Source organism: Streptomyces sp. NPDC043726 (assembly GCF_056436565.1).
In genome coordinates, this window is the sequence record NZ_JBWKCI010000002.1 from 689,116 (window position 1) to 711,995 (window position 22,880).

20 protein-coding genes and 1 pseudogene are annotated in these 22,880 nt (G+C 70.8%); 10 read left to right on the top strand and 11 right to left on the bottom strand.

The window, feature by feature from the left end; translation table 11 throughout:
- Positions 1 to 17 precede the first annotated feature (17 nt).
- Entirely contained in the window at positions 18 to 1,439 is a 1,422-nt protein-coding gene (locus tag AC068Z_RS07840; protein ID WP_478553367.1) for a hypothetical protein, read from the top strand.
- Between the two features lie 61 nt (positions 1,440 to 1,500).
- Here the strand turns inward: AC068Z_RS07840 and AC068Z_RS07845 are convergent, their stop codons facing one another.
- The gene (locus AC068Z_RS07845) at positions 1,501 to 2,721 is read right to left on the bottom strand and encodes a metallophosphoesterase (protein ID WP_478553368.1); all 1,221 of its coding nucleotides are present in this window, start codon (positions 2,719 to 2,721) and stop codon (positions 1,501 to 1,503) included.
- A 193-nt stretch (positions 2,722 to 2,914) separates the two neighbouring features.
- Between AC068Z_RS07845 and AC068Z_RS07850 the strand changes: the two genes are divergently transcribed.
- Positions 2,915 to 4,018: an AI-2E family transporter gene (locus AC068Z_RS07850; RefSeq protein ID WP_478553766.1), complete on the top strand. Its 1,104-nt coding sequence runs from the start codon at positions 2,915 to 2,917 to the stop codon at positions 4,016 to 4,018.
- A 109-nt stretch (positions 4,019 to 4,127) separates the two neighbouring features.
- Here the strand turns inward: AC068Z_RS07850 and AC068Z_RS07855 are convergent, their stop codons facing one another.
- The 6 genes from AC068Z_RS07855 to AC068Z_RS07880 form a co-directional block, all read right to left on the bottom strand.
- On the bottom strand, positions 4,128 to 4,994 hold the full coding sequence (locus AC068Z_RS07855) for a DUF1963 domain-containing protein (RefSeq protein ID WP_478553370.1): 867 nt from the start codon (positions 4,992 to 4,994) through the stop codon (positions 4,128 to 4,130).
- 115 nt (positions 4,995 to 5,109) lie between these two features.
- Positions 5,110 to 6,351, bottom strand: coding sequence for an alpha/beta hydrolase domain-containing protein (locus tag AC068Z_RS07860; RefSeq protein ID WP_478553372.1), 1,242 nt, complete (start codon positions 6,349 to 6,351; stop codon positions 5,110 to 5,112).
- Between the two features lie 376 nt (positions 6,352 to 6,727).
- Positions 6,728 to 8,095 carry a DUF5685 family protein gene (locus AC068Z_RS07865; RefSeq protein WP_478553374.1) on the bottom strand — a complete coding sequence of 456 codons (1,368 nt, stop codon included), beginning with the start codon at positions 8,093 to 8,095 and terminating at the stop codon, positions 6,728 to 6,730.
- A gap of 244 nt (positions 8,096 to 8,339) precedes the next feature.
- On the bottom strand, positions 8,340 to 9,461 hold the full coding sequence (locus AC068Z_RS07870) for an alpha/beta hydrolase (protein WP_478553375.1): 1,122 nt from the start codon (positions 9,459 to 9,461) through the stop codon (positions 8,340 to 8,342).
- Positions 9,462 to 9,999: 538 nt separating this feature from the next.
- Positions 10,000 to 10,716 carry a cation efflux transmembrane domain-containing protein gene (locus AC068Z_RS07875; protein ID WP_478553376.1) on the bottom strand — a complete coding sequence of 239 codons (717 nt, stop codon included), beginning with the start codon at positions 10,714 to 10,716 and terminating at the stop codon, positions 10,000 to 10,002.
- Between the two features lie 2 nt (positions 10,717 to 10,718).
- Positions 10,719 to 11,054 (bottom strand): ArsR/SmtB family transcription factor, encoded by a 336-nt coding sequence (locus AC068Z_RS07880; RefSeq protein ID WP_478553378.1) that lies wholly within the window; start codon positions 11,052 to 11,054, stop codon positions 10,719 to 10,721.
- Between the two features lie 71 nt (positions 11,055 to 11,125).
- On the opposite strand from AC068Z_RS07880, the gene AC068Z_RS07885 reads away from it, so the two are divergent.
- Positions 11,126 to 11,692, top strand: coding sequence for a Chromate resistance protein ChrB (locus tag AC068Z_RS07885; RefSeq protein WP_478553380.1), 567 nt, complete (start codon positions 11,126 to 11,128; stop codon positions 11,690 to 11,692).
- Positions 11,689 to 12,885, top strand: a complete 1,197-nt coding sequence (locus tag AC068Z_RS07890; RefSeq protein WP_478553382.1) for an MFS transporter — start codon at positions 11,689 to 11,691, stop codon at positions 12,883 to 12,885. Before AC068Z_RS07885 ends, AC068Z_RS07890 begins: the two co-directional genes overlap by 4 nt.
- Positions 12,886 to 13,435: 550 nt before the next feature.
- Here the strand turns inward: AC068Z_RS07890 and AC068Z_RS07895 are convergent.
- Positions 13,436 to 13,573, bottom strand: a complete 138-nt coding sequence (locus tag AC068Z_RS07895) for a hypothetical protein (protein WP_478553788.1) — start codon at positions 13,571 to 13,573, stop codon at positions 13,436 to 13,438.
- A 30-nt stretch (positions 13,574 to 13,603) separates the two neighbouring features.
- On the opposite strand from AC068Z_RS07895, the pseudogene AC068Z_RS07900 reads away from it, so the two are divergent.
- Both AC068Z_RS07900 and AC068Z_RS07905 read left to right on the top strand, forming a co-directional pair.
- Positions 13,604 to 13,723 (top strand): annotated as a pseudogene (locus AC068Z_RS07900) (PKD domain-containing protein); the annotation flags it as partial.
- A 9-nt stretch (positions 13,724 to 13,732) separates the two neighbouring features.
- Positions 13,733 to 14,272, top strand: coding sequence for a lamin tail domain-containing protein (locus AC068Z_RS07905; protein ID WP_478553768.1), 540 nt, complete (start codon positions 13,733 to 13,735; stop codon positions 14,270 to 14,272).
- 127 nt (positions 14,273 to 14,399) lie between these two features.
- Here AC068Z_RS07905 and AC068Z_RS07910 read toward each other — a convergent pair whose 3' ends face one another.
- A complete protein-coding gene (locus AC068Z_RS07910; protein ID WP_478553384.1) occupies positions 14,400 to 15,305 on the bottom strand; it encodes a helix-turn-helix transcriptional regulator in 906 nt (301 codons plus the stop codon).
- 253 nt (positions 15,306 to 15,558) lie between these two features.
- Here AC068Z_RS07910 and AC068Z_RS07915 point away from each other — a divergent pair, with 253 nt between their 5' ends.
- The gene (locus AC068Z_RS07915) at positions 15,559 to 16,725 is read left to right on the top strand and encodes an MFS transporter (protein ID WP_478553386.1); all 1,167 of its coding nucleotides are present in this window, start codon (positions 15,559 to 15,561) and stop codon (positions 16,723 to 16,725) included.
- 82 nt (positions 16,726 to 16,807) lie between these two features.
- Positions 16,808 to 17,851 (top strand): zinc-binding dehydrogenase, encoded by a 1,044-nt coding sequence (locus AC068Z_RS07920; RefSeq protein WP_478553387.1) that lies wholly within the window; start codon positions 16,808 to 16,810, stop codon positions 17,849 to 17,851.
- Positions 17,852 to 17,873: 22 nt separating this feature from the next.
- On the opposite strand, the gene AC068Z_RS07925 is transcribed toward AC068Z_RS07920, so the two are convergent.
- A complete protein-coding gene (locus tag AC068Z_RS07925; RefSeq protein ID WP_478553389.1) occupies positions 17,874 to 18,188 on the bottom strand; it encodes a putative quinol monooxygenase in 315 nt (104 codons plus the stop codon).
- 114 nt (positions 18,189 to 18,302) lie between these two features.
- Between AC068Z_RS07925 and AC068Z_RS07930 the strand changes: the two genes are divergently transcribed.
- Positions 18,303 to 18,992, top strand: coding sequence for a TetR/AcrR family transcriptional regulator (locus AC068Z_RS07930; RefSeq protein WP_478553391.1), 690 nt, complete (start codon positions 18,303 to 18,305; stop codon positions 18,990 to 18,992).
- Positions 18,993 to 19,172: 180 nt separating this feature from the next.
- Positions 19,173 to 20,051, top strand: a complete 879-nt coding sequence (locus AC068Z_RS07935) for an ABC transporter substrate-binding protein (RefSeq protein WP_478553393.1) — start codon at positions 19,173 to 19,175, stop codon at positions 20,049 to 20,051.
- A gap of 42 nt (positions 20,052 to 20,093) precedes the next feature.
- Here AC068Z_RS07935 and AC068Z_RS07940 read toward each other — a convergent pair whose 3' ends face one another.
- Positions 20,094 to 22,829, bottom strand: coding sequence for a SpoIIE family protein phosphatase (locus AC068Z_RS07940; protein WP_478553769.1), 2,736 nt, complete (start codon positions 22,827 to 22,829; stop codon positions 20,094 to 20,096).
- Between the last annotated feature and the right edge of the window lie 51 nt (positions 22,830 to 22,880).

The window sequence follows — 22,880 nt, forward strand, 5'->3', positions numbered from 1 at the left end:
TTGGCAAGGGGGATTCCATGACCGCACGCGACGCGGTGCCGGGACTGGCCGCCAATCCGTCCGCACCCGCCGACGTTCTTCTTCGCATCGTGCCGCCCGAGCACGACTGGGACATCGTCACCCGGCTCGTCTGGCGCAAGTCGCTGCCGGCCGAGGTGGGGGAGGCCCTGGTCACCCACCCCGACCGCCGGGTGCGTTCCGCTCTGGCCGACAGCTGGGTCGCCGACCCCGCACTGCGGGCCAGGCTCCTGGACGGCCCGGACTCGGACGCCATCCTCGTCGCCTGCGGCCCGTTCCCCTACCGTGCGACCGTCGAACCACTGCCGGACAAGGCGTACGAGCGGCTGCTGAGCCACGAGCGGGACGTCGTCCGGCACGAGACTGTCATGTCCGCCCACGTCCCCCCGCACGTCCTGGTGCCGCTGGCCACGCACGAGGACCCGTTGTTCCGGCTGGCCGCGTGCCGCCGGGTGTGGGCCGAACTCGGCGACGCCGTACGGGCCGGCCTGCTCGACGACCCGGACCGCCGGGTCCGCCAGGCCGCAGCGCTGCACGTCATGCACGAGGACGCCGAGCGAACCGCCTGGCTCGTCGAGGCGCTCACGGACCAGTGGCAGCTCGGTGATGTGCTCGAATCCGGTCTGCTCACCCGGGAGTTGGCCGAACGCCTGATGGCCGACGGCAACCAGCTGGCCCGGCTCGCCCTCAACCCGACGTTCCCCGCGGACTTCGCGGCCCGGCTGGCAGCCCACGAGGATCCACGGGTACGGCTCGCGGTCTCCGCACGACCTGAACTGACGGATGATCAGCGTGCCGCTATCGACTGGACAGTGGCGCCCGAAGACCGACTGGACGTCTTGCAGTGGGTGTGGCGCTCACGCGAGGACGAGGAACTGCTGCGCCGCTGCGCGCACTCGGCCCACACCTGGCTGCGGCGCACCGCCGCGCTCTGCGCGCACCTGCCCGAGGACTGCGTGCGACTCCTGGCCGAGGACGAGGATTTCGCCGTACGACTGCTGCTCGCCGAGTGGCATCCGAAGGCACCGCCGGAGCTGCTGTACGACCTGTATCTGCACGGCACACACCGAGCCGTCGCCATGCTCGTCACCCGGCCGCAATTCCCCTCGGCCGGGCTCGCCGCCCGCTGCGCCGACGCGGAGAATCCCCGCGAACGAGCCCTCGCCCTGCGCGACCCGGACGCCTCGGCGTCCCTGGTCGAGCGGCTCAGCCGGGACGCAGACCTGATCGTGCGCCAAGCGGCGGCCTACGATCCCAGACTTCCCGTACCGAGACTGCTCGAACTGCTCGACGACCCGGACCTGGACGTCGTGGCAGCCGCCAACCCCGCGCTGCCCGTAGCGGAGATGAGGGCCCTGCTCGACCGGGCGGGGGTGCCGGCGGCCCGTGTCCCGGCCGCGAAGCAGGAGGAGCCACGCTGAGCTCGTCCGAGTCGTCACGAGCGCCAGGAACGCGTGCCGCAGCGGACGGGCTCGCCCGGTGTCAATCGGCGGTGGGCTGGTGCGGGGAGCGGAGCACGAGCAGGGTGATCTCGCTGGGGGCGAAGATACGGAACGGCGGGCCCCAGAAGCCGGTGCCGCGGCTGGTGTAGAGGAGTGTGCGGGTGCCGTGGTGGCTCAGGCCGGCGACGGCGGGCTGGTCCAGGCGGACCAGGTAGTGGAACGGCCAGATCTGGCCGCCGTGGGTGTGGCCGGACAGCTGGAGGTCAACGCCTGCGGCGGCCGCGCGGCCGACGAACGCGGGCTGGTGGGCCAGGAGCATGACGGGGAGGTCCGGATCCACGCCGTCCAGAGCACCGGCGAGGTGGGCACGGTGGCCGGCCAGGCCGGACGCTTCGGCGGTGACGTCGTCCACGCCTGCGACTACGAGCGTGTCGCCGCCCCGCTCGAGCAGCACGTGGCGGTTGCGCAAGGGCTCCCAGCCCAACTCGTCCATCAGGTCGACCCAGCCCTGGGCCTCGCTGTAGTACTCGTGGTTCCCGGTGACGTAGACACGGCCGCTGGTCGCCTGCACGGTGCCCAGGGGGGCGGCCTGGGCGCGGCGGCGTTCGGCCGTGCCGTCCGCGATGTCGCCGGTGTGGCAGACCAGATCCGCCTCAAGGGTGTTCACGGTCTCGCAGACCCGCGCCGACCAGCGGGCGCGGTCCAGGGGGCCGTAATGGGTATCGGTGATGAGGACGACGCGCGTGCCGTCCAACCCGGCTCCCAGCCGGGGAAGGTGTACGTCGAGTCGGCGCACGCGGGGTATGCGGCGGGCCTCGGCGTATCCCCAGGCGAGCAGCACCGCGGCTACGCCGAGGACGGCCCAGGTGACGATGCGGGCCCGGTCCTGGCCGTCGCCGACGCCTGCCACGGCCAGGGCGAGCCGCAGCAGGACGCCGAGCAGAACCGACCAGGTGAACAGGACCCAGATGCTGCCCAGCAGGGCGTCACCTGTGATGGCCGCCCAGTCCTGCTGGCGCCGCCCGTGCCCGCGCACCATGGCGAGCGGCATGCCGATCATGCCGGCGGCGAACAGGGCGGTCCCCGCCAGCACGACCGGCAGGGGCCAGTGCTGGCCCGTGTGCAGCAGGACCCAGCAGGGCACGGCCCACAGCAACACAGGGGCGACCAGGGGCAGGAAGCGCATCAATCGGTGCAGCCTGCTCTGCCCTGCCGCTCGCGCTTCGCCCTCGACGGGCCGGGCGTTGTCGGTGTCGGTCACGCTTCTCCTCCAGAGGTGCTGTCCGAGAATCATGCCTCCAGCGGCGGCGGATGGTGGACGGCACCGTCGTATCGGCGACCCCAGACGGCGAGCCATGTCGCGGAATCCGCCTGCTGAGCATGGACAACCGCTGCCGACCGCGATGACAAGATCTGCTGAGGCTGCCCATAGGGTGTGCCGCATGCCTGCCACGATGAGTTCCACCAAATCCCGCGCCGCGCTGAGCACATCGGCACGTGTCTCCGCCGAGATGCTGCTGGTTCTTGTAATGGTCGCGGTGTCCCTCTGGCTGCTCGACCGGATGTGGTCGGTGGTCTGGCCGCTCATCGTGGCTCTGCTCCTCACCACGCTGACCTGGCCTCCGACACGTTTCCTCCGCTCGCGAGGGTGGCGTCCGGCCCTGGCCGCGTCGCTGGTGACCCTGATGTTCCTGCTCGTGGCCGCCGGTGTCGTGGCGCTGATCGCGGTTCCGGTGGCGTCCCAGTCCGGTGACCTGACCGACGGTGTGGTCGAGGGTGTGCAGAGGCTGCGGGAGTGGGCCGCCGGGCCGCCGCTGAACATCGGGGACGCTCAGATCGACAAGGCCTTCGACAGTGCGGTCGAGCGGGCCCAGGACGGTCTGGGCACCGCCGTAGGTGCCCTGGTCACGGGAGTGAGCAGTGTCGTCAACGGCGTGATCACCGCTGTGCTGGCCCTGTTCTTGATGTTCTTCTTCCTCAAGGACGGACCGCGGTTCCTGCCCTGGCTCGCCCGCCAGCTGCCCGGCCGGCTCTCCGTCGACGTCCCCACCGTCGCCGCGCGCAGCTGGGACACCCTGGGTTCGTTCGTCCGGTCGCAGGCTGCCGTCGGTCTCCTCGACGCCGTGTGCATCGGGGTCGGCCTCTGGATACTCGACGTGCCGCTGGTGCTGCCGCTGGCGGTGCTGACCTTCGTCACCGCGTTCGTACCGATCGTGGGCGCGCTGTTCGCCGGCTTCGTGGCGGTCCTCATCGCACTGGTCTCCAACGGCCTGTCCGACGCGCTGATCGTGCTGGCCATCATCGTGGTCGTGCAACAGCTTGAGGGGAACGTGTTCCAGCCCATGATCCAGAGCCGCGGGCTCGGCCTGCACGCGGCGGTGATCCTCCTGGCGGTGACCCTGGGCGGAAACCTGGCGGGCATCGTCGGCAGCCTCCTCGCCGTCCCGATCACCGCCCTGATCGCGGTGGTCTGGAACTACGTGCGCGAGCAGCTGAGCGAGCCGCCCGCGGAGCCGGGGAGCGACGAACCACTCCCTGGCGCCGCGGTCCCGTCCTGACGTCCGCTGTGGCGCCGCGAGGTTCTGACCGGGCGGCGCCCTGGCCGTCCGTCAAGGGTCGCGAAACCAGCCTTCGTCAGCCGCCGAGGTGGCGGGGCGTCGAACTTGGTCACGGGGCATCGAAAACAGTCACGGTCAGCGCCTTGTCCCACCGAGCGGCGGCCAGGTCGTCGCGGCGGATCATGAATTTCGTGTAGTACTCCGCGTAGACCCGTCCTTGACCGGCGAGTGGCATCCATTCGCTCGCCAGCCGGAACGCGTCCTCGTCCAGATAGGAAAACCATTCTCCCTCAGCGAGGGTCTTCGCCGTGATATTGCCGACTGTCGCCTCGTCATCGGCGTACCCGCCGATGGTGAGGTAGGCGCCGGACGACCAGAGGCCGTAGGCCAGAGACCGAAGTTCCCCCAGGTGCGGCAGTTCCTGCTCCATGTAGCGGGCCAGCCGCTGCTGGAAGGCGGACATGTCGTCCCACTCGAGATCCTCCCAGAACTCGTGCCAGTCCTCGTCCTCGCCCTCCTCGAGCCAGAGGGGCAGATCGGCTCTGAGCTCGGCGCAGACGTCGTTCCGCTCGCCGACACATGCGGAGTCGGGGGGCTCCGCGACCACGGTTTCGGTGCCGTCCGGTACATACACGACTCGCGCGTACTGTCCCGGATCGGCCCGCGCTGCGCCGAAGTCCATCTCTTGGTGAACGAAGAAGAGCAGCGTCCCGTCCGCCGGCAGGTCGAAGCCGTCGACCCTCGGCAGCGCCCCGCAATCGACGGAGAGAAGCAACGGCAACGGAATGTCCCCGGCGGCCGGCCACTTCATGCCCACCGGCAGCCGGGGCAACCCACCGATGTGCCCGACGGGAGAACCATCGCCACGCCCGGACAAACCGATCGCCAATCGAAGGTGCTGCCTGAACCTGTTGATCTCGTCCTCCGGGATGCCCAGCTCAAGCGCTGCCCGACGAAACTCGCCCTGATGATCCATGCCCGAGAAGATAGACCCTCTTCAACTCGACCCCGCCAGCGTGGCGTTGGTGGGCATGGGCTGTACATGTGTCGGGGCGCTGGTCCGCACCGCGTCCGCCGCCCCGACACAGGCCTCAGCCCGGATTCGCCTCCCAGGACAGCGCGTCGCGCAGATTGGCACGTGCGTCGGCCGGCAGCAGATGGCCGTCCCGTACGGCACGCGTGTCGGCGCCGATGACCCGGGCGACATAGCCGGTGTGCGTGGGGTACAGACGGTCGAGCTGCGCGGTGGTGAACGGTACGTGCGTTCCGAACAGCACGCAGAAGCTCTCTCCCGTGTTGTCCCCGGTGTTCAGCGCCCTGGGGACCTCCACCTGGGACAACCGGACACCGCCGAGGGCGATTCCATGGGCGTCGCGGGCCTTGGTGCCGTCCGCGGCGAACCGGAGAGCGGGTGCCGACGGCGGTAGTACACCCCGCTTCACCCATCGCTCGAGGTGGCTGTAGGCGGCGGCGATCACATGGTGCAGTGGCACCTCGCTGAACGGCGGACGGTCGCAGGTGAACTCCGGTGCGGCACCGAGGTCGCGGGTGAGCAACGGTGCGCGGTAGGCCTGTCCGAAGCGGCCGGAGTGCGCGGCACCGGCCACCTCCCAGCGCCGGTAGTGATCGCTGTCGGGCCGTCGGACAGGGGTGCGCACGTCGGTCTCCGAGAGCACGTGGAACACCGGCTCGCCGCCCGCACGCATGGGTGCCGGGCCCACGACGAAGCCGTAGCCGTCGAACACCGGCTCTGTCTGCGGCAGCACGTGGTCGTAGTACACCGACATCCGGCCCGCCGACTGCGAGGCGCCGATTCCCAGGACCGACTTCGCGCGGAGGGGGCCCAGCAGTCTCCCGGTGCCCGCGCGCAGGGCCCGGGCTGCCTGTGCGTACACGTCATAGGACAGTTCGTCGGCCATGAACCTTCCGCGCCCGGTCACGTCGAGGCTGCCGTAGCGGGCAGGGCTCCAGGATTTGAGCTGGTCCACGCCGACGCGCTGCGCGGACACCCCGACCCAGACCTGTCCGGCCCGCGTGATCTGGTCGGGCGCCCACAGAGCGTCCAGGTCGTAGCCTGCGGTGACGTTCTGCCACTCGGTCAGAACGGTGCCGTCGAACCGCGCCGGGTCGGCGGGCCTGCGTACCACGATCCGGGTGGTGTACGGCACGTCCTCGGCGAGCCGTACACCGGTCGGACCGTAGGCGTCTGCCCGGCCGGAGAGCAGGAATTCCTGCTCGACATAGCCTGCTTCGGCCAGACCAGGGGCGGAAAGCCAGGGATAGGTGTCTCCAGCGTCCGGTGCTTTCGGGTAACCCGGTACGGTCCCGGGCACCGGCCCTTCCACAGCCGGTGTCTCAGCCCCGGCCTGCGGAGCCCGCGACGGGGCCGCCGCTGACACACCGGTGCCCGCGACGACGACGGCCATGGTTGCCACGACCAGTCTCAAGGTGGTTCGCCACGCTCTCAAGGGCTTGTCCCTCTCCACGTTCTCCCACCGGCGGGCGGCGCCCGCCGTCCCACGCCACGGTGTCCCTCAGACCACCGGCGCGCACCGGCAGGATCACCAGCCTTGACGATGGCCAGGGCCGGCACTTGGAGAGGTCTACGCCCTGCCGCACGCGCCCGCGCCGCGGCGGCATCCTCGATGAGATGCCGCCGCTGCAGGGATTCCCTGTGTGAGCCGCAACGCCTCCCGGCTCAACCGCCGTTCAGTCGCAGCAATCGCAGCAGCACTTGCACGGATTGCAGCAGCCCCCGCCCCCGCAGCAACCGTCCCCCGAATCGCCACCGGAACCACCGGACCCCCGGCCGCCCCCGCCCGAACCACCGGACGAACCGCCCGAGTTGCCGCCGCCCGACCCGCCGAACCAGCCGTCGCCCCCACCGTCCCGGCCGGAACCGTCCTGACGCGAGCCGCCGCGATTGCCCTCGCCGAACTGCGGGGGCTCTATCTCGTCCGGGCCCTCGCCCTCGTCGCAGGTGCAGCAACTGGCGCACAACCTGCAGTCGCGGCACAACTGCCGCCACTGGCCGCACCGCCGGCACTCACCGTCCGAGGGCCGGCCCGACGCCATGGTGGCGCCCTCCGGGTCCGTGCTCGTCAGCGCCCCGACGCCGCAGGCCGTTCCCGTCCCCGCGGAAGGTTCCGTCGCGGTACGGCGTCCCAGCCAGGGAAGCACGCGCGGCGCCCGTGCCTGCGGGCGGTGCCGGTGGTGACGATGGCGGGGGTCGAAGGCACGGTCGACGGCCCGCTCCAGCTCACCGCCCAGCAGCGCCCGTACGAGCCGCCCGTCGACGAACTCGGCGTCGGACAGGGCGAGCCGGATCCCATGGACCGCGTCGTCGCACAGCCGGCGCACCTCGGTGGGGTCCGCGCCGGTCACGGTGATCGGGTTCCACGCGCCCTTCGCCTCGTCCGCGTCCAAGTCCTCCACCGCGTCGAGCAGATGAGCCAGCCTGCCGAACAGCCGGCCGGCCTCAGCCAGCGGCTCCGCGTTCGCAGGGCGGCCGGCGAGCACGGCAGTGTGCGCGAAGGCGGCGGCGGTCGCCGTCTCCGTCGGTTCCGTGACCGTCAGAAGCGAGTCGCCGCGACCGGTCAACCGCTCGATCTCCGACTGCCGTTCGACCGCGCCGAGCAGGACGGCGGTGTCGAAGCCGAGCCGTGCACCACCCGCGGCACCCGCACGGTCCCAGCCCCGGGCGATCCGCCGCGCCGCCAACGTCACCGGACGGCGGCCCAACACACCATCACCGTCGGCCACATGGTCACGCACCTTCGCGGCCGCCAGCACCAGCGACACCGTCGCCGCCAGCCGGGCGCCCTCACCCTGCGCCACATCCGCCGACCGCATCCCGCGCAGCGGACACGGACCAGCGCCCCGCCGCCAGTCGCCGGTGCGCTCCGACTGCGCCTCGGTCAGCACCGAGACGATCAGACCGTCGTAGTTGGTGGCCACCCGCGCGAACTGCCCGTACTCGCCGCGCAGCGCCAGGCACAGCCCGCACAGATGCGCCATCCACTCGGTGCGCATGCCCTCGCCCAGGCGATGACGGCATGGCCTGATGATTCCGAACAACGAAGCTCTCCCCCGTACGCACAACTGCCAGGACACAGCCGGACGGCGGCGCAGCACCTGAGGCACGACCACGCGGAACAGGACCGCCCGTCACCCGACGGGCGACATGCTAAAGCCTGACCGTACAAGCGTTTGCCCTGCGGTCCTGCTCGGAGACGCGCTGCCTCAAGCGGACGACGCTGTTTTCGCTGTGGGGGTTCCCGACAGGCCGGCGGCGGTACCGGCCTGTCAGGGGCACCGCCGGTCAGGCAAGGTGCTTCGTGAAGAACTCGTCGAGCCTGTCGAAGGGGATGAGGTCCTTGCGGTCGTACAGGTCGACGTGGTCCGCGCCCGGGACGATGACGAGGTCGACGGTGTCGGGGGCCATCGCCCGAACGTCCTCGGAGTAGTAGCGGGAGTGCGCGTCGGCGCCGGCCACCAGGAGGGCCTTGCGGGGCGCCAGCATGTCGATGTTCGTCATCAGCCGGAAGGCGAAGAACGACATCGGCGTGGTCGCGGTCCACGCGGTGGTGGAGTTGATCGAGCGCGGATGGTATCCGCGCTCGGTGCGGTAGTAGTCGAAGAAGATCGCCGTGACCGGGTCGGCGTCCGCCGGGAGGGACTTGGGCAGGACGCGGTTCGCGGGGGCGACGTTGCCGTTCTCGTCGAACGGGACCTCGTGGGAGAGGCGCGCGTAGGTGCCGTTCTCCGCGTCGGTCCAGCGCTGCCGACTGAGGTGGTCCACGACCTTCTGGCGCTGCTCACGCGTGTAGTAGTCCTCGTGGCCGCGGGACATGCTGCGCGACATGTCGTACATCGAGGCGGTGGCGACCGCCTTGATACGGCTGTCCGCGGCCGCCGCGGTGAGCGCCATGCCGCTCAGGCCGCAGACGGCCTGCGCGCCGATCCGCTCGCGGTCGACGAACCTCTGCAGACCGAGGAAGTCGACGGCGGCGCTGTAGTCCTCGGTGTAGATGTCGGGCGAGGCCACGTCGCGTACCGAGCCGCCGCTCTCCCCGGTGAAGGAAGGGTCGAAGGCCAGGGCGACGTAGCCGCGGCGGGCGAACTCGTTGGCGTAGAGCCCCGAGGACTGTTCCTTGACCGCGCCGAACGGTCCGCTGACCACGAGCGCGGGCAGCTTGCCCTTGGTGTTCCTCGGGACGTAGAGGTCCGCGGCGACTTCGATGCCGTAGCGGTTCTTGAACCGCACCGCGGTCCGCTTGACGTTCTTGTCCAGCGAGAAGGTGTAGCCGCCCTTCGCCTTGCCCTGTCCCGTGGCGCCCGAGGCGGGGCCGCTCTCCGCGGCGAAGGAGGGCAGAGCCGTGACGGAGGCGGCGGTGGCGGCGCCGGTGGCGGCGATCAGTCCGAGCGCTTTGCGACGTTCCATGGAGAACACCTCATGTTTGATCGGTGGAGGGAGGGGCGCGCCGCGGCCGGTGATGTCGTGACCGAGGCGCGATTGCAGAAAACCGCCTCTGCGCCAGGCGTGGCAGGTCGGGTTTATGGGGGGTACCGGCTCGACCCCCACGCGCACGGTGTGAGGCGTGGCAGCGTCGAAGGCACGGCACACGGGAGCGCTGTCTACGCTCCGGTCATGCCTGTGGAGTTGCTGCCTGGTGAGCGCAGATCGAGGCCTACGGGACCTTTCACCGAGGTGCCCCCGCGCTCGGAGCTTGAGCGTCCTACTCCGCGAAGCGCAGGGGCTGCTCCTCGATGGGCAGTGTGCGGGGCCTGCGGTACCCACGCCAGTTCACTCATCGCGCTCACTCCCGTCATCGCGTCCCCGAGGACGCCGATGCATCCGGTGGTGAACTCATACCTGGGTACTGGTCGTGAGCCCGGGGGACGGCCTGGTCGACGTTGAACCCGCTGACGCAGTGAGGGAACCCGGATAGCCCTGGAGTCCCTCGTGGCCAGGGGACAGGTCAGGCGCAGCAGTCGCATCCGGGGCGGCAGCCGCAGGTGTCCGTCTCGGCGTCGGCGGACGACGCCGCGACCGTCGGTGCGCAGCAGCCCTTGCCCTGCCAGGCGTCGCGCCCCTCTTTCACCGCGATGGCCGCGATGACGAGCGCGGCGAACGGGTCGGCCCAGGACCAGCCGAGTGTGGCGTTCAGGACCAGGCCCACGAGAAGGACGGCGGACAGGTAGGTGCACAGCAGGGTCTGCTTGGAGTCGGCTACGGCGGAAGCGGAGCCGAGTTCGCGGCCGGCCTTGCGCTGGGCGGCGGAGAGGAACGGCATGATCGCCAGCGACAGCGCGGCGATGACGATGCCAGGGACCGACCGCTCCGCCTCGCCGGAGCCGGTCAGCGCGCGGACGGCGTCGAGGGTGACGTACGCGGCGAGTGCCAGGAAGGACACCGCGATGATCCGCAGGGTGGTCTTCTCCCGGGCCTCGCGCACGGCGTGATCGCGGGCGGAGAACTGCCAGGCGACCGCGGCGGCGGAGGAGACCTCGATGACCGAGTCCAGGCCGAAGCCGATCAGGGCCGTGGAGGAGGCGATCGTCCCGGCGGTGAGGGCGACGACTGCCTCGATGGCGTTGTAGGTGATGGTCGCGGCCACCAGCAGGCGTATCCGTCGGGCGAGCGCTTCGCGGCGGGCCGGGGACGGTCCGGGGGAGAGGGATATCTCGGCGGTCATAGTCAGCAGCAGCCCTTTGTTTCGGCGTCCGGGCAGGTGCGGTCGGTCTCCACGGCCACGACGGCGGTGCGCAGGTCGTCCAAGGCGTGGCCGAGGCGGTCGTCGGCGAGTTCGTAGCGAGTGCGGCGGCCGTCGGGGACGGCCACGACCAGGCCGCAGTCGCGCAGGCACGCGAGGTGATTCGACAGCCGGGTCCGCGAGATGCCGAGAGCGTTGGCGAGGTCGGCCGGATAGGCGGGGGCATCGCCCAGGGCGATCAGGATGCGGCAGCGGATCGGGTCGGCGAGCGCGCGGCCGAACCGGGCCAGCACCTCGATGTCGGAGGCAGCAGTCAGCACACCACGATAGTACATGGAATCCTGAATTCAGGAAATCCTGAATCATTGTAACGCCTGCTACATTCATCACCGTGACGAAGCGGGAGGACTCTGTGCGTTGGCTGATCCTGTTGATCAAGCTGCCTGCCGACCCGTCCCGGCACCGGGTGGCGGTGTGGCGGGAGCTGCGCAAGGTCGGGGCCCTCTCGCTGGGTCAGGGGATATGGGCCGTCCCGGAGGTGCCGGTCTTCGCCGACGGGGTCCGGCGCGCCCTCGAACTCACCGACGGCGCTGGCGGCCAGGGCATCACGCTCCAGGCCACGGGCCGCTCCGCCGATGACGCGGCTCGCTTCCGGGAGCTATTCACGACCGCCCGCTCAGCGGACTGGGCCGAGTTCCTCGCCGACTGCGCGAAGTTCGAGGCGGAGATCGCCAAAGAGATCCGGATCGGCAAGTTCACCCTCGCTGAGCTGGAGGAGGAGGAGCAGAGCCTTGAGCGCCTGCGCCGCTGGCACCGCGACCTCACCGCCCGGGACGTCTTCGGCGCTCCCGAGGCCGCCGAGGCGGCAGCGCGGCTGAAGCAGTGCACCACCGAGTGCGAGGACTACGCCGAGCGCGTCTTCGCTGCCCTCCACACCAACAGCGAGGACCCTGCATGACCAGCCCCGCCCCCCACCCCATAGCCCAGGCGGCTCCGAGGCAGGCGATGTGGCCCCTGTACGCGGCTGGGTTCACCACAGCGTTCGGCGCACACGGCATCGCCGCCAACCTCGGCGGATTCACCGAAGACGCGGTCACCTCCCTGCTCGTCCTGGGCGGACTGCTCGCCCTCTACGACGGCGCAGAGGTCCTCCTCAAGCCCGTCTTCGGCTCGCTGGCCGACCGGATCGGCGGTAAGCCGGTCCTCCTCGGCGGCCTGATCGCCTTTGCCGCCGCGTCCGCCCTGTACGCGGTCGCCGACAGCCCCGGCTGGCTGTGGGCCGCCCGCCTCGGCCAGGGCGCCGCCGCCTCTGCCTTCTCTCCCTCGGCGTCCGCGATGGTCGCCCGCCTCAACCCCTCGGCCAAGCGCGGGCGCGCATTCGGCAGTTACGGCTTCTACAAGTCCATCGGCTACACCCTCGGACCGCTCCTCGGTGGGTTGCTGGTCTGGGCCGGCGGTCTGCGCCTCCTCTTCACCGTGATGGCCCTGTGTGCCGCCGCTGTCGCCCTGTGGGCCGCGCTAGCCGTGCCGGCGGTGCCGCCGCTGCCCCGCAAGCGGCAGACGGTCGCCGACCTCGCCCGCCGCCTGGCCGACCGCTCCTTCCTCGCTCCGACCGCGGCCCTCGCCGCCGCCACCGCCGCGCTCTCCGTCGGCGTGGGCTTCCTGCCCGTTACGGGGGCGGCGGCCGGGCTCGGCACCGTCGCCACCGGCGCCGCGGTCTCCGTCCTCGCCGCCACCGCCGCCGTCGTTCAGCCGAAGGCCGGCCGCGCCCTCGACGCCGGACGCCTCACCATCCGCTCCGGCCTGCTCACCGGCCTCCTCGTCACCGCCGCCGGCCTTGCCGCAGCGATGTTGCCGGGTCTCGCCGGGATCCTGCTGGCCGCCGCCCTCATCGGTGCCGGCACCGGCCTGATCACCCCGCTCGGTTTCGCCGCCCTGGCCGCATCCACCCCCGAGGAACGGATGGGGCAGACCATGGGCTCAGCGGAACTCGGCCGCGAACTCGGCGACGCCGGAGGTCCCCTCCTGGTCGCCGGCGTTGCCACTGTCGCCACTCTCACCACCGGCTACGCCGCCCTCGCGGCCCTCCTCGCCGCGGGCCCTCTGATCTCCCTGGCCCGCCGCCCGCGTACAGCCCCCGCGCCGAACTGAGCCTGAGACATCCGAGAGAGCAGGGCGATCTGCAAAAAGTCTGCCGGCCGATGGGCCGGACCTCCGGCTGGCGTCCGGCACCCGCGGGCGCCGGTCGGGGGCGGCGACCCAGGCCTTCGTGGCCGCCGATGACCATGGTTTCGCCGATGAACTCCGCCGGCGTAGTTCGGCAACCATGTTGATGGGTTCCAAGAGGCTGCGGCCGTAGCGGCCGAGCGACGGGACTACGAGGATGTCGCCGGCGTCGCCACCGAGGAGATCACCCTCCCCGCCCGCGACCCGCCGCCGGTGAGCTCTGGCTCGATCACCTCGATCGCCAACCTCCTGCGCGATCACCTCGATCGCCGGCCTCCACGGCGTTCTACCGGGAGCCTTTTGGAACCGCATCCCCGGCCTGCGGGGCCGGTCGCCACCGGGTACGCAGGCGCCGGCTGTTCAACCAAACGTGGCTGGGTGTTTCGGCTGCCGCGGTGGTGTGCCCGCCGGCCGACCCGGGATGCTCGCCCGGTCTCGCCACACCCCATCTGGCTGGTGTGTCGTCGACGGCCGGCTACCCGGACTTCATCGACCACCAGTTGGGCACCAACGAGGTCCAGGCGAAGTACGTCCCGGGCTCGGCGACCGCCTTCCAGCCCCAGGCGTACGTGGAGGCGGGACCAACCAGCCGCCCACCGCGTCCTTCACGCACTCCTGCACCAACCTCGCGTGCACCTTCACCGACACCAGCAGCGATGCTGACGGCACGATTGCAAGCCGCAGCTGGGACCTGGGCAACGGCCAGACCTCGAGCGCGACGAATCCGAGCGTCACCAACGCGTCGGCAGGCACCTATCCGGTGACCCTGACCGTGACGGACAACGGCGGTGCCCCGCACACCACGACCAAGAACGTCACCGTCACCGCGGGCGGCGGAGGAGGTCCGGCCAATGTCAGCATCAACGATGTGCTGGCCAACGAACCGGGCAGCAGCACCGCGGACGAAGGCGTCGAGATCGTGAACACGGGCGGCCCGGCGATCGACATCGGGGGCTGGACCATCCGGGACGGGACGTCAGTGCGCCGCACCTTCGCGCCGAGGAAGACATTGCAGCCCGGCAAGGCGATCACTGTGTTCGGTGGAGCCTCCGCCGTCCCCGGTGGCATCGCGGCTGTGCCGACGAGCACCGGCGGCCTCAACCTCTCCAACAGCGGTGGTCAGGTGATCCTCCAGAATTCGGCCGGTGCGACAGTCCAGTCGATGAGCTACTCCTCGGGCCTGTCGAACACCGATGGCGTGTCCGCCAACCGCAGTCCCGACGGCTCCATGTCCGGAGCCTGGGTCAAGCACGACACGATCAGTACGCTGCCACGGTCGCTGGGCCAGCGCGCCAGCGGCACGACCTACTGACTGCAACTACTCACGCCCGGACACGATCTTGCATAGGAGGGCGCACTCGGCACATCAGTCACGCTGACTGACGTGTCCTCAGCTGAAGCCCGATCGTGGGCTTCAGCTGACGATTCTGATCAGCCGCTCAGTTCGGCTGGTCGGTGGACTCCGTTGCCTGGACGGGAGTGACTGCCAGGCTGGCGAGGAGCTTCAGGCGCTCTTCGGAGGTGGAGTCCGGTTCAGCGGTGTAAAGGCTCAGGTCGTGCACGGCGCGGTCCGACACGGGCAAGGCCACGGACTGGTACGTCAGTTCCAGCAGGCCGACCTCGGGATGCTGCAGCCGCTTGATGCCGTCGTGGCGGATACGGACGTCGTGCGCGGCCCACATCGTGCGGAAGTCGGCGCTGAGCGTGGACAGTTCACCGATCAGCTCGCGAAGCGCCCGGTCTTGCGGCTCACGGCCGGCTTCGGCGCGCAGCAACGCGACCGTGGCGGCGGCGCCGGCCTCCCAGTCGACGAAGAACTCGTGTGAGCCGGGGTCGAGGAAGTGGTAGCGGGCGAAGTTGGGCCGGCCGCGTCTGTCGGCGGTGCGGCTGTCGAACATCGGCGCGTGCAGGGCCCGGCCGAGCGGATTGTGGGCGATGACGTCCAGGCGGCCGTTGCGCACGAAGGCGGCGGACATCGTGATGGACCCGAGCAGCCACTGGATGCGGGGCGGGACTTCGACGTCTTTGCGGCGGGACGGGGCGCGGCGCGCGGACCGGGCGGCGCGGGCCAGATCGAACAGATAGGTGCGCTCGTCGTCGTCCAACTGCAAGGCACCGGCGACCGCGGCCAGGACGTCTTCGGACACTCCGCTGATGTGGCCCTTCTCCAGCCGGGTGTACCACTCGGTGCTCACCCCGGCCAGCACGGCGACCTCTTCACGCCGCAGTCCCGGGACCCGGCGTCGCCCGCTGGTGGGCAGTCCGGCCTGCTCGGGGGTGATCTTCGCGCGGCGGCTGGCGAGAAAGTCCCGGATCTCGGCACGGTGATCGCTGGGGTCGTCCATGCCATCCACGGTAGCCAGCGAAGGGCGGCAAGGGAGGTCGAGCTTGTACCCCCGATAAACACGACCTTCTCCACCTGCGCCGAAGCCGGTCTCCTGGGACACGTACCCCGATCACGACCCCCGGAGATGCACCTTGAGTACGCGAGGAGGAACCCTCCACGCCCCCGCCGAAGCACGGCCCGCGCGGTCTCGGCCGACGGCACCCGCCCGGCTTCCGCTCGTCGTGTACGTGCTCGCACTGGGCACTTTCCTGATGGGCACCACCGAGTTCGTCGTGGCCGGCCTGCTGCCCGAGATCGCGGCAGACTTGCAGGTCAGCGTCGCCCGGACCGGGCTTTTGATCACGGTCTTCGCCATCGGGATGATCGTCGGCGCGCCCTTGATGGCCATGCTCACGCTGCGGCTGCTCACGCGGCTGACCCTGATGCTCGCCCTGGGCGTGTTCGCCGCGGGTCACGTCGCCGTCGCCGTCGGCTCCAGCTTCACCGTGCTGCTCGCGGCCCGCTTCCTCACCGCGATCGCCACCGGCGCGTTCTGGGCGGTGGCCAACGTGGCGGCCACTCGGGCCGCGGGCCCGGCCGCCGGAGCCCGAGCCCTCGGTCTCGTCGGGGCCGGCGCCATGCTCGCCAACGTCGTCGGCGTACCGCTGGGCGCGTTCGCCGGCCAACTCATGGGCTGGCGCGGCCCGTTCTGGGCCCTGGCTGCCCTCTCCGCCGCGGCCGTACCGCTGATCGCCCGTACCGTCCCGCACGACCGCCGAGCCCCGTATGCGGGATCCGTCCGCTCCGAGCTGACCGCGCTGCGCCGAGGCCGCCTGTGGCTGGTGCTGGCCGCCTGCGCCACCACCACGGGAGGCGTCCTGGCCGCGTACTCCTACATCGCGCCGCTGCTGACCGACCGCACCGGACTGGCCGCCGGTCTGGTGCCGCTGGTCCTCACCGGCTTCGGCCTCGGTGCCCTCGTCGGCTCGATCGTCGGCGGCCGTCTGGGGGACCGCCGCCCTCACTCGGTGACTCTCGCCGCCGCCGCAGGCGCGGCCCTCCTGCTGCTCGCGATCGTCGTGCTGGCCGGCTCCGCCCCGGCCACGGTGGCCCTGGTCGCCCTGCTCGGCTTCTTCGGCCTCGGCGCCAACCCGGTCCTGATGGCGCTGGCCGTCCGCTACGCCGGTACGGCACCCACGCTGGCCTCCGCCCTGACCGTCTCGGCGTTCAACCTCGGCACCGCTCTCGGCTCCTCGCTCGCCGGCCAGGCCCTCGACTCCGGCATGGGCTCCACCGGCCCCGCCGTGGTCGGCACCGCCATCGCCGCACTGACCCTGATCCCCACCACCGCCCTCGCCCTCGACCGCCACCGGCGAACCGCGGAGCCCGGCTCGGCGGACCTTCCGAGTGCGCCCTTCGACCGCGCCGATCAAGCTTGAGACCGGCCAGTACGCGCACTCGCCCAGGAACCATTGGCCAGCACCACCCGCACCCCACGATTCCCGCACTGGAGAACACCTCATGCGCGCAACCCTCATGTACGGCGCCGGCGACGTCCGCGTGGAGAACGTCCCGGACCCGGTCATCAAGCACCCGACCGATGCCCTGGTCCGGATCACCGCCTCCTGCGTCTGCGGCAGCGACCTGCACCCGTACGCCTCGATGAAAACCGAGGACGGTCCCGCCCGGATGGGGCACGAGTTCATCGGCGTCGTCGAGGACACCGGCTCGGAGGTGACCACCCTCCGGCGCGGCGACCTGGTCGTCGCCCCGTTCGCGATCTCCGACAACACCTGCCCGTTCTGCCGCGAGGGCCTGCACACCTCCTGCGCCCACCCGCAGGCCAACTTCTGGGACGGCGAGGCGGAAGAGGGCGGCCAGGCCGAGGCCATCCGTGTCCCGCTCGCCGACGGAACCCTGGTCAAGCTGCCCGCCGCTGCGGACTCCGCCCTCATCCCGTCCCTGCTGACCCTCTCCGACGTCTTCGGCACCGGCTACCACGCCGCGGTCGCGGGCGGCGTCAGCGAACGCACCCGCGTCACCGTGATCGGCGACGGTGCCGTAGGACTGCTGGCGGTCCTCTCGGCCAGGCGGCTCGGCGCACAGCAGATCATCCTCATGGGCCGGCACGAGGCGCGCACCGACCTGGGCCGCGCGTTCGGCGCCACCGATGTGGTCGCCGCCCGTGGAGAGGAAGGCATCGAAGCCGTCCGTGAGCTGACCGGCGGGCACGGCACGCACGTGGTCCTGGAAGCGGTCGGCCACATGCCCGCCTACGAGCAGGCCCTCGGCGTGGTCCGCCCCGGCGGCGTGATCAGCCGCGTCGGCGTGCCCCAGTACGAGGACGCCCCCATCGGCTTCGGCAGCCTGTTCCGCCACAACATCCGCCTCGCCGGCGGCCCCGCACCCGTCCGCGCCTACATCGAGGAACTGATGCCCGACATCCTCGACGGCACCATCGAGCCGGGGCGGGTCTTCGACGCCACGACCGACCTCGAAGGGGTCCCGGGCGGTTACCGGGACATGGCCGACCGCAAGAGCCTGAAGGTCCTGATCAAGCCCTGACCCACGAATGCTGCAAGGCAGCTCAGGCCGGGTCGGCGGGCAGAGCCGAGTAGGGGTGGACGTCGATCCGCATGGGCGGCTCGGCGAGGAGGCCGATGATCTCGTCCCGCAGCTCATCGGCGAGCGGGCTGTTCTCGTAGGCGTCCTTCGCCTCGGGGCTGCGGAACACTTCCATGTTCCACAGCACGTCCGGGTCGGCGTCCTCGCGCGCGATGATGTAGCGGTCGGAGGCTCCCGACTTCTCCATCCCTTCGGTGGCCAGGGCGAACAGCTTGTCGCCGAGTCCGGGCTTGGCGCGCATCTTGATGATGTACGCGGGCTGGTCCTGCAGTGCCATGTCTGCTCCTTCTCATCCGCGTCAGGGCTGTTCGGCGCGAGCCGCTTCGCTAGGACTGGAACGTCGTTCCACAACCAGATTGGAACAACGTTCCAGTCATGTCAAACTGGACGCGTGACACCACAGACGCGCAAGAAGCCCGAGCGCCGCACCACCGCACTCACCCGCGAGCGGATCGTCGAGGCGGCTGTCGACCTGCTGGACGCGGCAGGGGAGAGTGGGCTGACCTTCCGAGCGCTGAGTGAACGCCTGGCCACCGGTCCGGGGGCGATCTACTGGCACGTGGCCAACAAGAGTGAGTTGCTGGCAGAGGCGACGGACCGCGCGGTCACCCTCGCGCTGGCCGCCGCGCCGCGGGGCGGGCTGCACGCCGTCAGCCTCGGCCTCTTCGACGCGATCGAGAGGCATCCGTGGCTCGCCCCCCAGCTCACCGCTCAGCTCTCGCACAGCCCTTCGGGCCCGGTGGCGACCCGCATCTTCGAGACCGTCGGCCGGCAGGTGGCGTCGCTGGACGTGCCCGCGAGCCGCTGGTTCACCGCGACGTCCGCACTCATGCACTACATCCTCGGCGCCGCCGGCCAGAACGCCGCGAACCTCGAACGCGCCCGCGGCATCGGCCCGGAGGCCGACCGCAGCGCTTACCTCGACACCGTCGCACAGGCATGGAAACAGCTCAGCCCCGAGGACTACCCCTTCACCCGGGCGGTCGCGGACCAGGGGCTCGAGCACGACGACCGCGAGCAGTTCCTCGCCGGCGTCGACCTCATCGTCGCGGGCGTCACACTCCGCCCGCCCGGCGCGTAGCCGGCCTTCTCTCGACGCGGTCAGGCAGGCGTCAGGGCGGACTCGGGTGGCCGCGCGGCGGTCGCCCGGGGTCGCCCGCGAACCGCCCGCCACGGAGGTCCCCGACGTGGCTCCGGCAGTCGTATCGTTCTGGGTGATTTATGGTGACTCAAGGAGTATGCCCCTACCGGAGGTGCAAGGATGCGCGCCGCGGCAGCGATCGTCTCCCGGGCTGTCAGCGTGACGCTCATCGTCGCGACAGCGGCTTGTGACCAGGGCGGGGCGGAGTCGTCGAAACCCCGCTACGGCGACTGTTCGGTCACGGGTGAATACGGGGAGTTCGAGCTGTCACCCCTGACCGAGGGCGCTCTCACGGTCAAGACGACCCTGCCGGCCCCCGGCTGGTGGAACGGCACCACACCGCAGACCGTGAAGAGCGGCTACGAGTACTGCATGGCCGCCAACATCGCCTACCGGTCCGGACTGGACCGCGTTCAGGTGGAGAACGCGCCCTTCCCCGAGGTGGTGTCGGGCCGGACCAAGGACTTCGACCTGGCCCTGGCGCAGATCACGATCACCCCGGAGCGGCGCAAGGTCGCCGAGTTCTCCCCGCCCTACCTCTCCTCGACCCTGGGCGTGCTGATCAGGGACGGCGAGAACATCAATGAAGACAACATCCGGGACGTCCGTATCGGAGTGGCCGAGGGCACTACGGGCGATCAGTTCGTCGAGGAGCGTCTCAAGCCGACCCAGCCCGTCACCGCCTTCGCCAACGACCCGGAGATGGTCACGGCGCTGGAGGAGGGCCGGATCGACGCCGTCGTCCATGACACGACCATTCTGCTGGCGTACCCCGAGGAGCAGGAGCACCAGGTGCGCCTCGTGGGCCAGTACCGCACTGACCAGGGTTACGGCGCCCTGTACCCGATGGGGTCGCGCAACCGTGGCGAACTGGACCGGATCATCAGGCAGCTGATCGACGACGGGACACTCACCAAACTGTCGGCCGTCTATCTCGGGGCCGCTTTCGGCGAGGACCCGGCCAAGATCCCCTACCTCACGGTCCCGGACAGCTCCTGACCCTCCGGGCGTACGCAGCTCAAGGCCGGTCCCCGTCCTGCCTCACAGGTCCGCCATCAGGAGATCGCCGAGATCTCCGGCGGCTTCGGCGTCGAGTGCCAGCTCAGCCCAGATGATCTTGCCTCGGTCGGTGTACCGGGTGCCCCAGCGGCGGGACAGCTGCGCGACCAGGAACAGACCTCGGCCCCCCTCGTCGGTGAGGGTCGCGCGGCGCAGGTGCGGGGAGGTGCTGGTGCCGTCGGCGACCTCGCAGATCAGGCTGTCCCGGTCGTGCAGCAGGCGCAGACTGATGGGGGTCTTGCCGTACCGGATGGCGTTCGTCACCAGTTCGCTGAGGATCAGCTCGGTGGTGAAGTCGGCCCCGACGAGCCCCCAGGATTGCAGTTTGCGGGTGGCCTCGGCGCGGATGCGGGGCACGGCCGCGGGGTCGTGGGGCACGTCCCACTCGGCGACCTGTTCCGGGTCGAGGAGCCGGGTGCGTGCCACGAGCAGGGCGACATCGTCATGCGATCTGGTGCGCAGCATCGCGTCGAGTACGGCCGTGCAGGTGTCGTCGGGGGTGGCGCCGTCCGTGGCGGCGAGCGCCTGCCCCAGCATGCCGAGCCCCGTGTCGATGTCGCGCCCTCGGGCCTCGATCAGGCCGTCGGTGTAGAGGACGAGGCGGCTGTTGGCGGCCAGCTGCAGTTCGGCCGTCTCGACCGGCAGGCCTCCTCCCGCGCCCAGGGGTGGGGCGACGGGGATGTCGGGGAAGGTCACGGAGCCGTCGGGGGAGACCAGTGCCGGACCGGGATGACCGGCCCGGGCGAGAACACACTGCCCGGAGACCGGATCGTAGACCGCGTACAGACAGGTGGCGCCGGTGACGGCATCGGTCTTGCCCTGGGCTGCCGAGTCCTCGTCGATCCGGCTGATCAGGTCGTCCAGGCGTACGAGAAGCTCGTCCGGGGACATGTCCAGGGCGGCGAAGTTGTGCACCGCGGTCCTCAGGCGACCCATCGTCGCGGCGGCGTGCAGACCGTGTCCGACGACGTCACCGACCACCAGGGCCACCCGGGCACCCGGCAGCGGGATGACGTCGTACCAGTCGCCGCCCACCCCCGCTTGGGCCGGCAGGTAGCGGTGACCGACCTCCAGGGCGGACAGCTCGGGCAGCGCGCCGGGCAGCAGGCTGCGCTGGAGCGTGACGGCCGTGGTGTGCTCGCGGGTGTAGCGGCGCGCGTTGTCGATGCATACGGCCGCCCGCGCGGCGAGTTCTTCGGCGGGGGAGAGGTCGTCCGACTCGAAGGGGTCCTGCTCCAGACGCCAGAACTGCACCACGCCGAGCAACTGGCCCCGGGCCTTGAGCGGCACCGAGATCATGGAGTGGACGCCGAAGTCGATGATCTTCTGGGACTGCTCGGGGTCCTGGGCCCGCCAGCCGTCGGCCGTGGCGAGGTGCGCCACCAGGACCGGCCGGCCGGTGGTCATGCCGATGGCCACGGGGTTGCCGGGCACGTAGTGCCTGGGCGTTCCGACAGGCTGAAAGGGCATCTCCTCCCGGATGCCCGCGGCGGCGATGCGGCGCATGTCCAGACGCACACCCGTCGGTTCGTCGCCGAGCAGCACGGGCTCCACCAGCTCGACGGTGGCGAAGTCGGCGAAGCGCGGGACCGCCACTTCGGTCAGCTCCTCGGCGGTTCGTGTGATGTCGAGGGTGGTGCCGATCCGGGTGCTGGCCTCGTAGAGCAGTTGCAGGCGCCCGCCGGCCAGGTCCGCCCGGCCCGCGAGGGCTCGCAGTTCCGTGGTGTCCCGCAGGGTGGCCACGCTGCCGCCCTTGGGACCTACCGGCCGCACGTTGACCGCGAGGAGGATGTCCCCGGCGAGGAAGACCTTGTCCGTGGCCGCCCGGCCCGACCTCAGCAGTGCGGCCAGGTCCTCGCTCAGCCCGAGTCCGGTGACCGGCCTGCCCTCGGCCTTGGGCGGCAGTGCGAGCAGCCGGCGGGCCTCGTCGTTGGCCAGCAGCAGCGTTCCGTCACCGTCCAGGATGATCACGCCTTCCCGGACCGCGTGCAGCACCGCGTCGTGGTGCTCGTACATGCGGGTCATCTCCTCCGGCCCCAGACCCCGCGTCTGGCGTCGCAGGCGCCCGCTGACCAGGGCCGAACCGCCCGCGGCCAGCAGTAGCGCGACCCCGCCGGCGGCGAAGATCACCGGCAGCTGGTGCTCCACCACACTGGTCACCTTGTCCACCGTGACCCCCACGGTGACGAGGCCGACCGCGGTCCCTTTCTCGTCGAAGACGGCCACCGTGGAGTCGACCGCCTTGCCCAGGCTGCTGTCGAACGTGGTCTGGTGCGGCTCGCCTTCGAGTGCCTCGTCGTAGGAGGTGGAGACGTGCTTGCCGATCTGGTCCGGGTCCGGGTGCGTCCACCGGAAGCCGAAGGGACTCAGTGCCACGACGTAGTCGACGTCAGTCCGCTCGCGTACCGCTTCGGCATGTGGCTGCAGTGCGGCCGTCGGGTCATCGCTCTGCATCGCCTCGGCGGTGCCCGGCGCGTTCGCGAACGACTCGGCGGCCACCAGGGACCGGTCGGCGGCCTCCTGGATCGCGCGGTTGCGGTCTTGGATCACCAGCGCCACCACGGCCGTGGCGATGAGCAGCAGTACGACCGCCAGCTGCAGCAGGAAGACCTGACCGGCGACGCTGCGCGGCTTCAGCCACGACAGCCCACCTCGGCCGGCCGCACCGTGACGGGCCCGCTGAGTGCCGGATTCCGGCGGCACCGCCTTCGGCGGCATCCGGTCGCCCCGCTGGCTCGCCGGGGCACTTCGCCCAACATTGCCCATTTT